The sequence below is a fragment of the Paenibacillus sp. Paensp38 genome (genome assembly GCF_059491915.1).
The window spans coordinates 3,070,077-3,084,129 of sequence record NZ_CP168516.1 but is presented as its reverse complement, the minus strand read 5'-3'; the positions used below and the strand labels follow the sequence as shown (position 1 = coordinate 3,084,129).

General features: G+C 46.2%; 16 protein-coding genes and 1 tRNA gene. 10 read left to right on the top strand and 7 right to left on the bottom strand.

What is annotated here, in order from left to right:
* Nucleotides 1-64 precede the first annotated feature (64 nt).
* On the top strand, nucleotides 65-1,189 hold the full coding sequence (locus ACEN8J_RS13335) for a glycosyltransferase family 4 protein (RefSeq protein ID WP_029516727.1): 1,125 nt from the start codon (nucleotides 65-67) through the stop codon (nucleotides 1,187-1,189).
* Here ACEN8J_RS13335 and ACEN8J_RS13330 read toward each other — a convergent pair.
* Nucleotides 1,186-2,292 (bottom strand): YkvI family membrane protein, encoded by a 1,107-nt coding sequence (locus ACEN8J_RS13330; RefSeq protein WP_165147779.1) that lies wholly within the window; start codon nucleotides 2,290-2,292, stop codon nucleotides 1,186-1,188. The two genes, ACEN8J_RS13335 and ACEN8J_RS13330, sit on opposite strands and share 4 nt — an antisense overlap.
* Nucleotides 2,293-2,433: 141 nt before the next feature.
* On the opposite strand from ACEN8J_RS13330, the gene ACEN8J_RS13325 reads away from it, so the two are divergent.
* From ACEN8J_RS13325 to ACEN8J_RS13305, 5 genes are all read left to right on the top strand, one after another.
* A complete protein-coding gene (locus ACEN8J_RS13325) occupies nucleotides 2,434-3,039 on the top strand; it encodes a DedA family protein (RefSeq protein WP_039270030.1) in 606 nt (201 codons plus the stop codon).
* A gap of 84 nt (nucleotides 3,040-3,123) precedes the next feature.
* Nucleotides 3,124-3,696: a xanthine phosphoribosyltransferase gene (locus tag ACEN8J_RS13320; protein ID WP_039270032.1), complete on the top strand. Its 573-nt coding sequence runs from the start codon at nucleotides 3,124-3,126 to the stop codon at nucleotides 3,694-3,696.
* 101 nt (nucleotides 3,697-3,797) lie between these two features.
* Nucleotides 3,798-4,142, top strand: coding sequence for a hypothetical protein (locus ACEN8J_RS13315; protein WP_007429850.1), 345 nt, complete (start codon nucleotides 3,798-3,800; stop codon nucleotides 4,140-4,142).
* A gap of 141 nt (nucleotides 4,143-4,283) precedes the next feature.
* Nucleotides 4,284-4,505: a hypothetical protein gene (locus ACEN8J_RS13310; RefSeq protein WP_165147776.1), complete on the top strand. Its 222-nt coding sequence runs from the start codon at nucleotides 4,284-4,286 to the stop codon at nucleotides 4,503-4,505.
* 117 nt (nucleotides 4,506-4,622) lie between these two features.
* Nucleotides 4,623-4,952, top strand: coding sequence for a carboxymuconolactone decarboxylase family protein (locus tag ACEN8J_RS13305; RefSeq protein WP_013309744.1), 330 nt, complete (start codon nucleotides 4,623-4,625; stop codon nucleotides 4,950-4,952).
* Nucleotides 4,953-5,092: 140 nt separating this feature from the next.
* Here the strand turns inward: ACEN8J_RS13305 and ACEN8J_RS13300 are convergent, their stop codons facing one another.
* Complete coding sequence (locus tag ACEN8J_RS13300) at nucleotides 5,093-5,629, bottom strand: YhjD family protein (protein WP_165147773.1); 537 nt, start codon at nucleotides 5,627-5,629, stop codon at nucleotides 5,093-5,095.
* A 222-nt stretch (nucleotides 5,630-5,851) separates the two neighbouring features.
* On the opposite strand from ACEN8J_RS13300, the gene ACEN8J_RS13295 reads away from it, so the two are divergent.
* The 3 genes from ACEN8J_RS13295 (at nucleotide 5,852) to ACEN8J_RS13285 (ending at nucleotide 7,686) form a co-directional block, all read left to right on the top strand.
* Nucleotides 5,852-5,936, top strand: a tRNA-Leu gene (locus ACEN8J_RS13295).
* A gap of 177 nt (nucleotides 5,937-6,113) precedes the next feature.
* Nucleotides 6,114-6,626, top strand: a complete 513-nt coding sequence (gene msrA / locus ACEN8J_RS13290; protein WP_039270036.1) for a peptide-methionine (S)-S-oxide reductase MsrA — start codon at nucleotides 6,114-6,116, stop codon at nucleotides 6,624-6,626.
* A 124-nt stretch (nucleotides 6,627-6,750) separates the two neighbouring features.
* Nucleotides 6,751-7,686 carry a divergent polysaccharide deacetylase family protein gene (locus ACEN8J_RS13285; protein WP_459760217.1) on the top strand — a complete coding sequence of 312 codons (936 nt, stop codon included), beginning with the start codon at nucleotides 6,751-6,753 and terminating at the stop codon, nucleotides 7,684-7,686.
* Here ACEN8J_RS13285 and ACEN8J_RS13280 read toward each other — a convergent pair.
* Nucleotides 7,661-8,422: an N-acetylmuramoyl-L-alanine amidase gene (locus ACEN8J_RS13280; RefSeq protein WP_459760218.1), complete on the bottom strand. Its 762-nt coding sequence runs from the start codon at nucleotides 8,420-8,422 to the stop codon at nucleotides 7,661-7,663. The two genes, ACEN8J_RS13285 and ACEN8J_RS13280, sit on opposite strands and share 26 nt — an antisense overlap.
* A gap of 208 nt (nucleotides 8,423-8,630) precedes the next feature.
* On the opposite strand from ACEN8J_RS13280, the gene ACEN8J_RS13275 reads away from it, so the two are divergent.
* The gene (locus ACEN8J_RS13275; RefSeq protein ID WP_495593566.1) at nucleotides 8,631-8,822 is read left to right on the top strand and encodes a YqzE family protein; all 192 of its coding nucleotides are present in this window, start codon (nucleotides 8,631-8,633) and stop codon (nucleotides 8,820-8,822) included.
* Nucleotides 8,823-8,918: 96 nt separating this feature from the next.
* On the opposite strand, the gene ACEN8J_RS13270 is transcribed toward ACEN8J_RS13275, so the two are convergent.
* The 4 genes from ACEN8J_RS13270 to ACEN8J_RS13255 form a co-directional block, all read right to left on the bottom strand.
* A complete protein-coding gene (locus tag ACEN8J_RS13270) occupies nucleotides 8,919-9,980 on the bottom strand; it encodes a hypothetical protein (RefSeq protein WP_495593564.1) in 1,062 nt (353 codons plus the stop codon).
* 259 nt (nucleotides 9,981-10,239) lie between these two features.
* Nucleotides 10,240-11,190 (bottom strand): YqhG family protein, encoded by a 951-nt coding sequence (locus ACEN8J_RS13265; RefSeq protein ID WP_029516737.1) that lies wholly within the window; start codon nucleotides 11,188-11,190, stop codon nucleotides 10,240-10,242.
* Between the two features lies 1 nt (nucleotide 11,191).
* A complete protein-coding gene (locus ACEN8J_RS13260; protein ID WP_069011346.1) occupies nucleotides 11,192-13,006 on the bottom strand; it encodes a DEAD/DEAH box helicase in 1,815 nt (604 codons plus the stop codon).
* Between the two features lie 136 nt (nucleotides 13,007-13,142).
* Nucleotides 13,143-13,982, bottom strand: a complete 840-nt coding sequence (locus ACEN8J_RS13255) for a helix-turn-helix transcriptional regulator (RefSeq protein ID WP_023988057.1) — start codon at nucleotides 13,980-13,982, stop codon at nucleotides 13,143-13,145.
* Nucleotides 13,983-14,053 lie beyond the last annotated feature (71 nt).

The following is a 14,053-nucleotide window of genomic DNA, read 5'->3' as shown; positions in this document are numbered from 1 at the left end:
ATCCGGAAACCTATACATACATCTGTGATCCGGGCAGTCTAATGCTTGAAAGGGGAAGCACGTCATGAAATTGCTACAGGCTCTCTTTTTCCCACCCGAGCAACCGGGAGGTGTTTCATCCATGATTCCATATCTGCAAGAGCGATTTACATCCCCCCGTTGGGAAATGGAGCTATTTTCAATCCCTAAACGGATTCGTAACAAGGGTAGGGACGAAGTAATTTTTGATACCTTTGACTGGACGAGATATGAACAATATCCAATCGTTCAAAAATATATTCAGACGTACCGTGACTATTTGTGGTGGACCCGGCTTCGTATTCAGAAGCCCTATGACCTCATTCATGCTCATCACCCCATTGCCGGGATTGCTATGAAAACTGTTTTTCCTGACATCCCGCTTGTACAGACGATTCACTCTTCCTATGAGAAGGAGTTAATCCTAAACGGGAAAATAGAGGAGAACGGGCCTGAACACCAATTCTTGGTATCACTGTACGGGGAAATGGAGCAGAAGGCGGATCGCCTGATAGCGGTATCTCATTCTTTTCAGCATTATTTAACTCCTTACGTTCAGAATCCGCAAGACATTGCAGTCATTCCGAATGGATATGATGAGAAGCGCTTCAAGCCCATTCCACACGAAAATGAAGTGACACAGCTCATAACCGTTTGCCGCCTTGTTCCGGCGAAAGGATTGGATATTTTATTGCGGGCCTGTGCTGAACTTAAAAAAAGAAATATGGAATTTGTGCTTCATATTATTGGAGATGGCCCGGTTCGCCCTGAGCTGGAAGAGATGGCGCGAGAGCTTGATATATACCATGAGACGATTTTTTATGGATATACCCTTCATCCAGAAGAGTTTATGCCTTTCTTTGATGTATTTGTTTTGCCTTCTCGAGCGGAGGCCTTTGGTTCGGTATTTGCGGAAGCAGCGTTGAGTTGTCTGGCATTGGTAGGCACAGAAGTGGGAGGAATACCGGAGCAGATTGAGGATGGGGTCAATGGTCTGCTCGTGCCACCCGACCATCCGAAGGCACTAGCAGACGCATTAGAAAAGGTCATCGCTGATCCTGCCTATCGTTATGAGTTGGCTAGATCTGCCTGCGATAAGGCTAAATCAAGCTATTCTTTGAGTCGAGCGGTTAACGAGTTGAAGAAAATGTATTTGAAATTTCCACACTAACCATGACGAGTATCACCTGATTTGGGATCAGAATGCCGAAGGCTGGAGTGAGGACGTGAGGAACGGAAAGGTCTCCCGCGTCCTGCCATGATCAGTTTACTAACCCACATCAGACTGAGCATCCCGAAAATAGGATAAAGAACAGATAACAGTGAGCTAAAGCCGAACTGACTGATTAAAAAACAGGTGAGCATAATGAATAGTGTGATGAGCTTGGGCGAAATTTGGACATGTTGACGAATTTGCAGACTGACTCCGTAAATGTCGGCCACAAAGGTACTGAAGATTTCCATGAAAATGAGTAGAATGTATATGATTTCGACGAAGGCACCCAGACGATAAGCAATGCTTCCCATAGGGATTTCAAATTGCTGAATACCCGGCATATGTGCTGACATGGCAAAGTGTGCAGCCATCAGCATAAACCCGACACCAACTCCGCCCAAAACTCCGCCCCAGCGGATGGTTCTTCGGGAAAAGGTTTGGCTGCCAAGTGGTACAAGCACGGCTTGGGCCATAGTTAGGTTGAAGGACGTGTACAGCAGTGGAGAGAGCAAGGTTCGAAATGTACTGTGATCTGTCGTATTCGTAATAAAACTCTGAGGATTGGGCATGGAGAGCGTGCTGTGAACGAGCAGAAGAGACATGATGATCATCAGAGGGACAACCACGGTGTTCATGTGTAAGATGGCTTTAATGCCTTTACTTAGCAGCAAATAAGTACCAATCAGTGTAATAAGCAGTCCGGTTTGGTAATGCAGGTGAAGGTGCTCTACAAAAACAGAGCCGGCTCCTGCCAACATGACGCTGTTTACGCCAATCAGCACGATGAGCGTGAACCAGCTAATCCATTTCCCGGCATTGGCGCCAAAAAGATGTTTGTTCAGGTCCTCGTAAGATTTGGCTGAAATATCATGAGCGATCAGCATCATTTTCGTACCCAACCATACAAATATGATTGTGGACAGCATAATAGTGAGAGTAGCCCAACGACCGTACTGCGTAAAAAATTGCAGAATTTCTTGTCCGGTAGCAAATCCGGCACCGACGATTGTGCCGATGTATGTAAAAGCAATCTGAAAAACATGAATATTACGTTTCATCCCCAGTCCCTCCTTGCCTGCTTGAATAACGCTGCAGCGAGCATATAATACAAACTATGTTCAACTGAAATAGGACATGACTGGATGAGACTGAAAATAATTAAAGTGAATTTAATGAATAGCTTGACGGGAGCGTAATTTATGGGTCAAATCCTTGCATGGATACTAGAATACGGATATTTGGCAATGTTCGGCTTACTTGCACTTGGAGTAGCGGGTATGCCGATACCCGACGAAGTGCTAATGATCGCCTTCGGCGGACTCGTGTCTCAAGGGCACTACAACTTCATTGCTGCACTGGCAGTCACATTTTTCGGTAGTATGACGGGTATGATGCTTAGCTACACACTGGGGCGTCTGCTGGGCAAACCACTATTGCATCGATACGGAAAATGGGTGAGGCTTACGCCTTCCAGGATTGCCTCTTCTGAAAATTGGTTTGGGCGCTATGGTACCTGGGGAATTCTGTTCGGATATTTTGTCCCCGGCTTGAGACATGTATCCTCATATCTGGCAGGCACAACCCGTCTAGGCGTTTTTCGCTATATCTGTTATGCATCAGCAGGAGCTTTGCTGTGGTGCGGTACATTTTTGGGGATTGGACATGCGGTGGGCATGCATTGGGAGCAGGTGGCGAAGCTAATGGAGAAGGTGACGCATCGGGTAGGGCTGGTCGTTATTCTTTTAATCGTTGTGGGAGGAATCACCGTATGGTTCTGGAATAAGCGTAAAAAAAATGTCACATGACCTGAAGGAAAGTAGCTATAGCTTGAAAGCGGCGGGTGAAGTATGGTACTTTTACCGCATAGGAATGCCGTGGGAGGTCATGTAATGGAAGTATTAAAGGAACGAATTATAAATGAAGGCGTGATTGCATCAGATCAGGTACTGAAGCTGGATGGTTTGCTTAATCACCAAGTTGATCCAGAATTGACAATGGCAATGGGACGAGAGTTCGCAGCACGTTTCCGGGAAGAGAAGATTACCAGAGTAGTGACCGTGGAATCCTCAGGTATTGCCATCGGGTTTGCGACAGCTTTGGAATTGGGTGTCCCGTTGGTATTCGCTCGTCGTAAAAAGACCCTACTAGCTGATCCAGACGCGCTGTGTGAACGCGTACCTTCGTTTACTAAAGGTATTGTTACGGATATTATGCTGTCTCGTCAATTTATTCACGAAGATGATCGTGTTCTTTTCATTGATGATATTATCGCTAATGGTGATGCGGCGCGAGGCATGGTTAAAATCATTCAACGCTCCGGAGCTGAGTTGGTTGGATTCGGTGTCGCGGTGGAAAAAAGCTTTCAGGCCGGAGCGAGAACCATCCGTGAGCAGGGTATTCGTGTAGAGTCATTGGTCAAAATTTCGTCGTTAGCGGACGGTAAGATTGAGTTTGCTGAATAGTAACAATTCAAAACTCCTGTTCCTGATTTCTAATAATAACCTTTGCATGAGCTTCAATTTCGCTTATAATATAGTTAAGGTTTTGGAGAGGAGGCAGCAACATGGGGAAAGAACAATTGACCGAACAGTTTTTTCTGGAAAAACTGGCAGCGGCTAAAGTACACTTTGAGCGTGCCTTGGATTGTAAGCATACGGAATTTGACGATTTGTATCCCTATATGATTGAACATCCTCAGTTTTTTTGGTATAAACGCTATGTGGCCTGGTCTGAGTTGTTGACGTTGGTTAACCTATGCGAAGAATTGTCCTTCTCTTGGAAAGAAGAATTTACTGCTCACCAAGTGGAGTATGTAGATCAGCGAGTGTTGTCTGCACAAGTGCTGGACTTCTGGTACGAGAAGAACGATACAAAAGAACATGATCACAGTGTAAATCAGTCGGGATAATTTGTCGCTCTGTTGGCAATCCATATAAGTAGTAAGTGAGAAGAGACCTAAATGATTCATTTAGGTCTCTTTTTAAACTTTTTCATGCATAGAATCATGGTCGCTGTGTTATTAAAAAAAGTGTATAAGGAGGGGACAAGGATGATTATGGACGAAGAATTGGATGCTTATCGACTCTCCGGTGAAAAGGTGCGTGTCGTACGCGATGGATTGGAGACCAACGATGTTGTTGGCATTGTACTGGCATGGGATGATGAACAGGTGCTTATTCGGCGCCAGAATCGACGTGTGGTCAAATTGGATCGCAGCTATACATATCAGCCGTTCAGCGAGCCACGTCACAATCCGATAGATCTGAATTAGGAATGGGTTCCAAATGGGTGTTGGATAAAAATAACTGGGTGATTCATTAGGCATACAGAAACTCTAAATCGGACACAGTAATGAAGGGAAATCCAACAGAGAGGACGTGCTGTGTCAATGACGGTTATGGACGAAAAAGTACATGCATATAAGGATCAAATCAGCCATTTGGAAGATCAGTTGCCCGAGGTAGTTCATGCATATCATCGCTTTACCGGAGAGTGCTTTCAAGCCGGCAGCTTAGATGAGAAAACCAAGCAACTGATTGCACTAGGCATTGGCTTATTTGCCAACAATGAAGTATGCACGTTTTATCACGTAGACGAGGCGCGGTCCAAAGGAGCTAGTGATCAGGAAATTATGGAGACCATTGCTGTAGCCGCAGCGGTAGGTGGAGGACATGCTCTAAGTCAAGGGGTTACGCGTGTACAGAAGGCGTTGCAATAAAGCGAATCATTAATAGATATGCTTATGCTTCATCTTAGCGGTTATAGATCGATTTGGAGATATGATGGATATGGAAAGGAGCTTCCGAGCACAGTTGGTGTCTGCGGAAGCTTTTTTTTTGCGTGTTTATTGTGCGGGGATTATGCTCTTCTGCTTGCGGCAACAGCAGCAGGGCGAGACGTTTTACGCTTATAAGCCAAAGAGGATGTAACCAAACTTCGATCAACGATGCGTAGGGGGTTGGAAGTTGAATTGTTTGGTAATTCGGGGCGATGTTTCTCTAGTAAAGGAAGGGCAGCTGTATGGGGCATAGAGGTTGAGAGCCCCAGATATGCTCGCATCCGCTCATACATTTCTTTGCGGAATGCTGGCATTGCCATACTGAACTGCTCTTTATTGCCTTTACTTATATAGGTGGCGTGAACGCCGGAGTGGTTTTGTTGTATGTCCAGAACATGAATGTGATATTTATTAAATTCATGTTTTACTTCAGACAGTAGGATTCCGGTACGATCTACACCTGCGTTAACCATTTCGACATAAAGATCAGGGGTTTTCAGCATACCGCTTTCTTCAAGAATTAGGCTGTCCCGCTCAAATACTTTTTGAATAAAGGTAAGGAGCAGATAACTTTTCACAAGAGACCATTCATGCTGAGTAGTATCTAAAGGGGTCATTACCATTCACCGCCTTAGGAAAATGTGATGATAATTCATAAACGATTGAAGAAAAGGAACATTCATTCCCGAGAACCTATGTTCTTATTTTAGTTTATTATTCCTTTTTTATCAAGAGGAAATTAACGAACATAAAAGGTTTGACATCTTGATATATGCATGGTATGATCTATCTTGTCGCTAAGAAAGATTGATCTTTCGAGGATAAACGATAATTTATATGCGGTCGTGGCGGAATTGGCAGACGCGCACGGTTCAGGTCCGTGTGGGCTAACCCCCCGTGGAGGTTCGAGTCCTCTCGACCGCATCCATTAGAAAAGGTCTATAGAATTGCTCTCGTAGCAGTTTTAGAGACCTTTTTCTTATATTTCTGGGGATTTGCTCATAGTTTAAGCTGAACACGTTTCTTGTCTTCACGCAAACTATGGATTTCCAGATATGATAGAAAATTTTATGATGAAGTTATTGAAAGGTTGGATGTAAGATGGAGAAAGCAACTTTTGCAGGTGGGTGCTTCTGGTGTATGGTGACTCCGTTTGAAGAGCAGCCGGGCATTCATGGCATTGTGTCAGGATACACTGGAGGAACGATTCCCAATCCCACCTATGAGCAGGTTAAAACAGGAACTACAGGTCACTACGAGGTGGTGCAGATTACGTTTGAGCCTGAGCTGTTTCCTTATGAAAAGCTGCTCGAATTATATTGGCCACAAACAGACCCTACCGACGGGGAAGGTCAATTTCAGGACCGGGGCACACAGTATAAACCCGCAATTTTTTATCATACAGAGCAGCAACGTGAGCTTGCGCAACAGTCCAAGGAGCAGTTGGCACAAAGTGGACGCTTTGATAAGCCAATTGCAACGGAGATCCTTCCGGCTTCGATTTTTTATCCAGCAGAGGATTATCATCAGGATTACCACAAGAAAAACGTGAAGCACTATAAGGAAGATCGGGCTCAATCGGGCCGTGATGAATTTATTGATAAGAACTGGTAAGCGGCTTTAACATACGTTTCCACGCACGATAAGGCAGATTAGGGAGTATTCCATGGTCTGCCTTATACATATTTAGACGAGGTTACTCACACAATGAAGGGACAGAGAAGGAGGCTGACCCGCAATGAGTACACGACGGAAGCTGCACATGAGAAATATAATAAAAAAGGCTTTAAAGGCATCTCGCGGTCGGAAAGAGCCAGCTTATGTACCTGTATTCCATTCAAGCTCCAAAATACGAAGAACCGTAGTTCTCTCTATTTCGGTATGCATGTTATTCATGGTCTGTAGTACTGGTGTTGCAGAAGCAATAGACAAACAGGGCGAGTCGCAAAGGATGGTTGCTGTCATTATTGACGATCTGGGAAACAATATGAAAGGGACTGAGCAAATTTTAAATTTACCCGTTAAGATTACCGTTGCTGTGATGCCTTTCCTGCCTACAACCAAACAGGACGCTATGGAAGCGCACAAGCGTGGTCATGACGTCATTGTTCATCTTCCAATGGAGCCAAAACAGGGAAAGCCCGAATGGCTCGGACCCGGAGCAATTAAGGCTAATATGACGGATGAAGAAGTACACGCTAAGGTGACAGCAGCCATTAAGGATGTTCCTTATGCGATAGGGATGAACAACCACATGGGTTCCAAGGTCACTTCAGATAAGCGCATTATGTCTGTAGTTCTTGATGTTTGTAAGGAGCATGGACTATTTTTTGTCGATAGCCGTACTAATTATTGGTCAGTGGTGCCTGAGCTTGCCGCTAAAAAGGGAATGCCTCCGGTACGCAATAATGTTTTTCTGGATGATGTCCATACCCACGCCCATGTGAATCGGCAACTTACAAAAGTGGTTGAATGGCTGGATGAGCACAACACCTGCGTAACGATTGGGCATGTCGGCGTGTCGGGCATGTACACGTCCTCCGCTCTTCATTCGTCGGTTCCCAAGCTAAAGGAGCAGGCCAAATTTGTGGGTATTAGCGATTTGGTGCGAGCTGTATGGGGATGGACGGGAGACCCAGCCACCAACACTACCAGGCCGTCAGATGCGCAATAATGCCTTCGGCAATAGCTCCTGCAATGCTTTTTTGACCACGATCCTCGGAAAGCATAGCTCTGTCCTGTTCGTTACTTATAAATCCGGTTTCCACAATGACAGCAGGGTGCTGGATTTTATTCAAAAGATAAAAGGGTTTTCCGTACACTGTTTTTCTATTCATGCAAAATAAGCGGTTTAATGAATGCTGAATCCGTTCAGCTAACAGATAGCTGCTGCCTTCATCCTGATACAGCACAATGGGTCCCCGTTTTTCGGCACGTTTGGTCCAATTGACATGCAGGCTTACAACCAAAGCGGTGGGCAGTTGTTCTGTTAGGCTTTTACGTTGGGCGAGGTCTTTAAGATGCCGGGATTTGGACTGTAGCCAACGGTTGTCGTCACTCAGTGCGTAATCCTTGTCCCGATTCAGAACAGCAGGATATCCCTGGGATCGTAAAATCAAGTACAGCTTTTGAGCAATGGCGAGATTGATGTCTTTTTCCAAAATTCCTTTGTGACTTGTTCCACCATCCACACCACCATGGCCTACATCAATCAGGACAACGGGCTTGGCAAAAGCGTGATAGGACGAATGTACGTTGGGCGGAACATCTGTATACTTGTTCAGTTCGTTACTTTTATCGTCGGGCTGAGCAGCTATATAGGTAAATGGGGCAAATACAGCACTGCAAAGGATGCATAGACTCAATCCCAGCCTTGTCAGCCCTATCTTGTTTAACTTTTTATTCCGCACGTTCTATTCCTCCAGTGGACGAATTGATTATTTACTGATTGAAGATAGTATGTTCCATTTAAGGGAAACCATGCATAGTTATTCCCACAAGGGTTAGACCTTTTGGAAAATGAGCAAGCTAGTTGTATCTGCACCTAACGTGTAAATCCGATATTTCCAAGCAACGTAAATGGAAAGGATGGGCGCAGATTGGAGGAGGTCATGTAGGATGGCAAAGAGTGACGAACTGGTGACGTATATTACGCAGCGGATTGTTCGCTATATGGAAACGCCGCGTGATGTTCGGCGCAGTCAAAAACAAGCCAGAGAGCCGTGGGGGAGCAAATGGTTTGGCATGTTGCCTCTCGCTCTGAAAATGTGGATGAAATCCACACGCAGAGTGCGAAGGGAGCGACATTAAACTCGCCAAAGAGACCACAAGAGGCATAGGGTATGCCATTTGAGGTCTCTTTTTATGTTGCAGGGATCATTCCGATCTTTTCGTGTTTCTTAATAACTAGGAGTCCAAACGATAAAATTCGCCAGCTGACAATAACTGTTTTAGTGGTACAAATCGGGAAAGTCCATGATGGTAGGTTAACGCATATAAATTGGGTTGGGACGGATGATCTGGGGATATCCAGGACTGATACCCACTAATGGATAAGGGACCTCCAAAGGCAAAATTGATACCTGTGGCAGAAAATATAATACGCGGTGAAATACTCAGTGTATCCATAAATTGGGCTGTGTTACGGACAGAAAGTTTTTGCTTGGGTTGAAGCCAACCCAGATCGTCATAGGGATCGAAAGGAGCAGACGAGACCGTAACCGCTTGCGCCTGTGTTTTCAAAAAGGGTATAGATGAAGAGAATGCGTTGCTTTGGAGCTTATGTTTCCAACTCCCATCTGCCACTTCTACAGGTAACGGATCGCCAGTTACAGCATCAATACATATTTGGCTGCTTGTAGAGGAACGCACCAGCCAGTAGGCTAGTAGCGGTTCCTCATACATAGGTGTGATTTGCAGCTTGTCGATAGATGAAAGATCGGTTTCTGTGAGCGACACCAGAGATTGGCGAAGTACATCCATACTATAAGGTCCACCTGGACCATTCCCATATTCGTTGAGTTGATATGCGCCATTTGAGTCTGATCCGATAATCAGGTAGCCGATGTATTCTCCTGCACGGTTTACTTGAACAAGCCAACTATGGGTTCCAGGTCCGAGCGGATGATAGCTCAGCTCAGCATCTTTCCACAAGGAAAAAGGGGGTTGGGACGATAAGGATTGTACCTTGTTGTCCGCGGCTTGTTTTACGCCCGTAGGTACGCCTTGCTCCTGTGTAGGAAAACTTGCGGAAACGTCATCCTGGGAAGGGGAAGGAGTAGCAGGACTCGTGGAGTTCAATGGAGGAACCCACAAGCTTTCGTTGTAGAGAGACACCGAGTTTAAATTGTTGCTTTGTGCGACTGAGGGAGCCGCATGAATGGAAGCGAACGGACAGACTGCGGACAGGCCGATCAGAACTGCTGCGATCATACCTATGCTATAGTGCCCGGAATGACTTTTATTCAATGGTATCCACCTTTCTGTCGGCTTGATTGCCCGACGGAGGCATTCTTTTCTATCCAGCATACAGCCTGTCCCATAAAAAGACTGCTGCACCTTGTCGGCATAAATGTCATATCCAGGTTCGCTTTTTGCTGTCGATACATAGGAGACATGTTTAACCAAACTTGTGGTTACAGCAGCGGAAACTGATGTAGGCTGAAGCAAGATGTTACAAGCTGACGATATCTCTGCAACTTTCCTGCGAAGGAGCGAGAGATATCGGTTACCGCAGATGAAATATCCCGCAGTTAATGGCGGATACGAGTACCTTTGGCTCATATTGCCATACCATTTCTTTACGGCGGGCTTGATGCTGCTCGGATATGGCTTCTTTTTTTTCCTCTTCCTCTTTCTGCTCCTTGATTAGATCTTCGTAATAGTGGTCAATGACCTCCAATTCCTCGCGCAATCGTTCCTTCGCCTGCTCAGCCCAACCATAATCTTGCTGACGGAGTTGTTCAGTGAGGTAGCTTTCAAGCGAGGTGGAAGCTTCCGGGACAGATAGCTTGGCAGGCTGTACATGCATATTGCCCGCCAGCAGCGGGCTGAGCTGCCGGGTTTCGAGCATGGCGCCAAAATCGGTTACAATGGTGCCGCTTTTGAGCGAAATACCTAGCCAATGAAGTTCCTCACGCTTCAAATCGCAAGCGAATTCAATTTTATAGCAGATGCTGAGCCAAGCTTCATAGACTACGGGAGAGCGGGCAGACAACTGACGGGCATCAGGCTGCTCAAACAAATAAACATATTTTCCTCCATCCCGTGCGGCTTCAAAAATTTGGTGCAGCCGACGGCTTCCATATCGAAGCTCCTCCTGCAAAATACGTCCAGGTCCCAATTGTGGTAACGTCGGTACATGACCGAAGTAACGCCCCATGACCTGATCTTGTGCTGCGTTGCCTGATGCTGGAGTTGGGGGTGTATGGTCCGCTAAACGTTCCTGTTCTGTGCGATAGGCTTCCCCATCAAAGATGAAGGTGAAGGACATCGTCTGCGCTGGAACGCCAGTACGCTCCACGTATCCCCAATAGTAGGGCCGGTTTGTTAAGGCTTTATCCGCTTCTGGAGAAAGCTTGACGGTTACATGGTGGGGTGACCTCTCAATGACACTGCATCCGGTAGCTTCCAGATAGGTGTGGACAAAACGCTGGACTTGCTGTGCATCCATGGTCAAACTAGCGACCTCCCTTCACACTGCGTCGAGCTTTACCCGGAGGAACCGTATTGCCTGCTAAGCCTAATAAGTTCTCGGTGTTTGGCTGGTCTGTGCGCAGTTGTTCCATTTCCTGTTTGATGGAATCCAGCGAGTGGCCCAGTTTTTGCATTTTTTTGCGAATTTCATCATCGCTACTGGATTCAAGCATGATTTTATACAAACTTTTTTCAATGGATTCTTTCTTCTCAAACTTCTCCAGAATAACGTCCAATCCGCCAATGACCATCTCAAACATATTTATTTTTTCATGCAGCAGATGTAGGATATGCTCCTCAATCGTTCCGGTTGTGGACAAGTTGAAAATATTAACATCATGCGTCTGTCCAAGTCGATGCACCCGTCCGATCCGCTGCTCCACGCGCATGGGGTTCCACGGTAAATCGAAGTTAATCATATGGTGACAAAATTGCAGGTTAATGCCTTCACCACCCGCTTCGGTGGCAATCATGACCTGAATGCGCCCACGGAACAGATCCATCATCCAATCCTTGCGTCCACGGTTCATACCGCCTCGGTAAGGAACAGCAGATAGGCCACGGTCACGGAAATAGTTCAGCAAATACTCCTGTGTGGCTCTGTATTCTGTAAAAATGATCACCTTTTCGTTCATCTGACGGATAAGCTCGAGCGCCTTTTCTGCTTTGGAATTGGCCTTGATCGCTTTAATGTGTGCAACCAAATCCCAGACACGATCGCGTAGGGGAGAGTCTGGAGCCATTTTTTTAGACAAATTGACCAGCGTCACGAACACAGCGTCCCGGCTGCTGCACACTTCCCGTTGAAGGGTAACGAGAGACAGCATGCTACTTAAATTTCCGCCATTCGCCTGGTATTGCTCTTTGACAAAAGAGGTTACCCCATCGTACAGCGCTTGCTCTTCCGGCGAAAGTTCCAAGTGAATATTGGAAACATTTCGTTTGGTGAATTGAACTGGGCCTTCTCCGCGACGATTGCGGATCATGACTTTAGACAGCTCATCCTTGAGCTGATCTTCATTTTTGGGCAGACGTTTATCTACAACAAAGTTGGCTGAAAAATCGCCATGTCTTCCCAATTGACCGGGCTTGAGCAGTGTAATCAGGTTAAACAGCTCAGACAGATCGTTTTGTACAGGTGTCGCTGTCAGGAGCAAACAATATTTTTTACGCAGCTTCATAATGAACTGGTAGTTGGATGTCTTTTTATTTTTCAGCTTATGGGCCTCGTCTATAATGAGCAGGTCATAATCGGTATCTAGCAGGATGTTACTATGGGGCTCTCGCTTGGCAGTATCCATAGAGGCCACGACAACCTCGGAAGACCAAGAATACGCTTTTTTCTGGGCGACAGCGGGAATACCGAATTTGCTGTTCAGCTCACGCACCCATTGTAGGACCAGGGATGCGGGTACAAGAATAAGCACTTTGGAAGCCAGCCCGCGAACCAGATATTCCTTTAGGATCATTCCAGCTTCGATCGTTTTGCCCAGGCCGACTTCATCGGCAAGAATGGCACGTCCGGACATTTGAAACAGTACCTTCCGAGCGGTATCCAGCTGATGGGGTAGTGGAGTGAGGTCTTGCAAATGCTGTAGACATTGAAGCTCATCGAAGTTCGGCACCAGTTTGACTTTTTCTGCCTCAATGGCCAGCTGATACAGATTCCAATCTCCCCAAGGGCCACCTTTGCGTAGGCGTTGGTCCAGCTCATCCTGCCAGCTTCGATCAAATTGCACCGGAACAGGCAGTGGCGCTTGATTGTGTATGTGCGGGGAACTTGTCGATTTGGCTTTCATGATGATTCCCTCCCTCCTGGTAGTAGCACAGTTGAAGCTCTTGGTTCTGTCACATACGTGGCATCTATTTTTGCACAGATCGTAGATGTAGTATGGACGGAAAATGATATCTTCATAACAGGAGGGATGAAATCCTTTAGCTGCCTTCCATTAACTTTTGGAGTTTGCTTTCCGTTGAGGTTTGCGCATTGGGGGTGTAGATACTGCAACGGAGATCAACACTGCCTTGTACCTGAAGAGAAGTTAGGTCAAATAGCATTTTGCCAGCCTTCGCATGACGAAATTCAATGAGCACCTCCGGTGCAGAGCTTACTTCGCTCTGATTCCAAAGCTCGTTAAACTCCGGGTAGGCCTGGCTCATATTTTGTATAAATTGTGCATACCAGGGATCTGTCACGTATTGCCCGTAATAAGCGCGGAAAATAGCAAGGAACCCCTTTACAAAGTGTTCCCAATTCACAGCTAGACTTTTAAACTCCTTTTTGGTGAATAGCAGTTCAATCATATTGCGTTGCTCATGTGGTAGCTCGGCAAAATCCATAAAAACATGAGCAGCAGCGGCGTTCCAGCCGACAATATGACAGCGCCGATCTGAAATAATAGCAGGGCAGTAGTGTAGCTCTTGTACGATCTTTTGCAGAGAGGGGGAAATGACGGCTTGCTCTGCAGGAGCAGGAAGGCTGTGAGACCCAGCCTCGATCGCCAAATCATACAAATATTTGCGCTCGTCTGTGTTCAACTGCAATGCGGCAGCAATAGCATCCAACACAGAGGCGGACACCTTAATATCTCGTCCTTGCTCCAGCCAGGTATACCAGGTCGTACTGACACCAGCCAGCTGAGCGACTTCTTCTCTGCGCAAGCCTGGTGTTCTCCGACGTGATCCTTGGGGGAGACCGACCATATGTGGGTGTAGGCGGGCTCTTTTTGTTTTTAGAAAAACAGATAGTGCTTCCAGACGTGCTTCCGTTTTCATAGGTATTTTCTCTCCATTCAATGGGTATATCCGAAGTGAGCCAATAAGGCGTGTACTATAGTAGTGTTCAT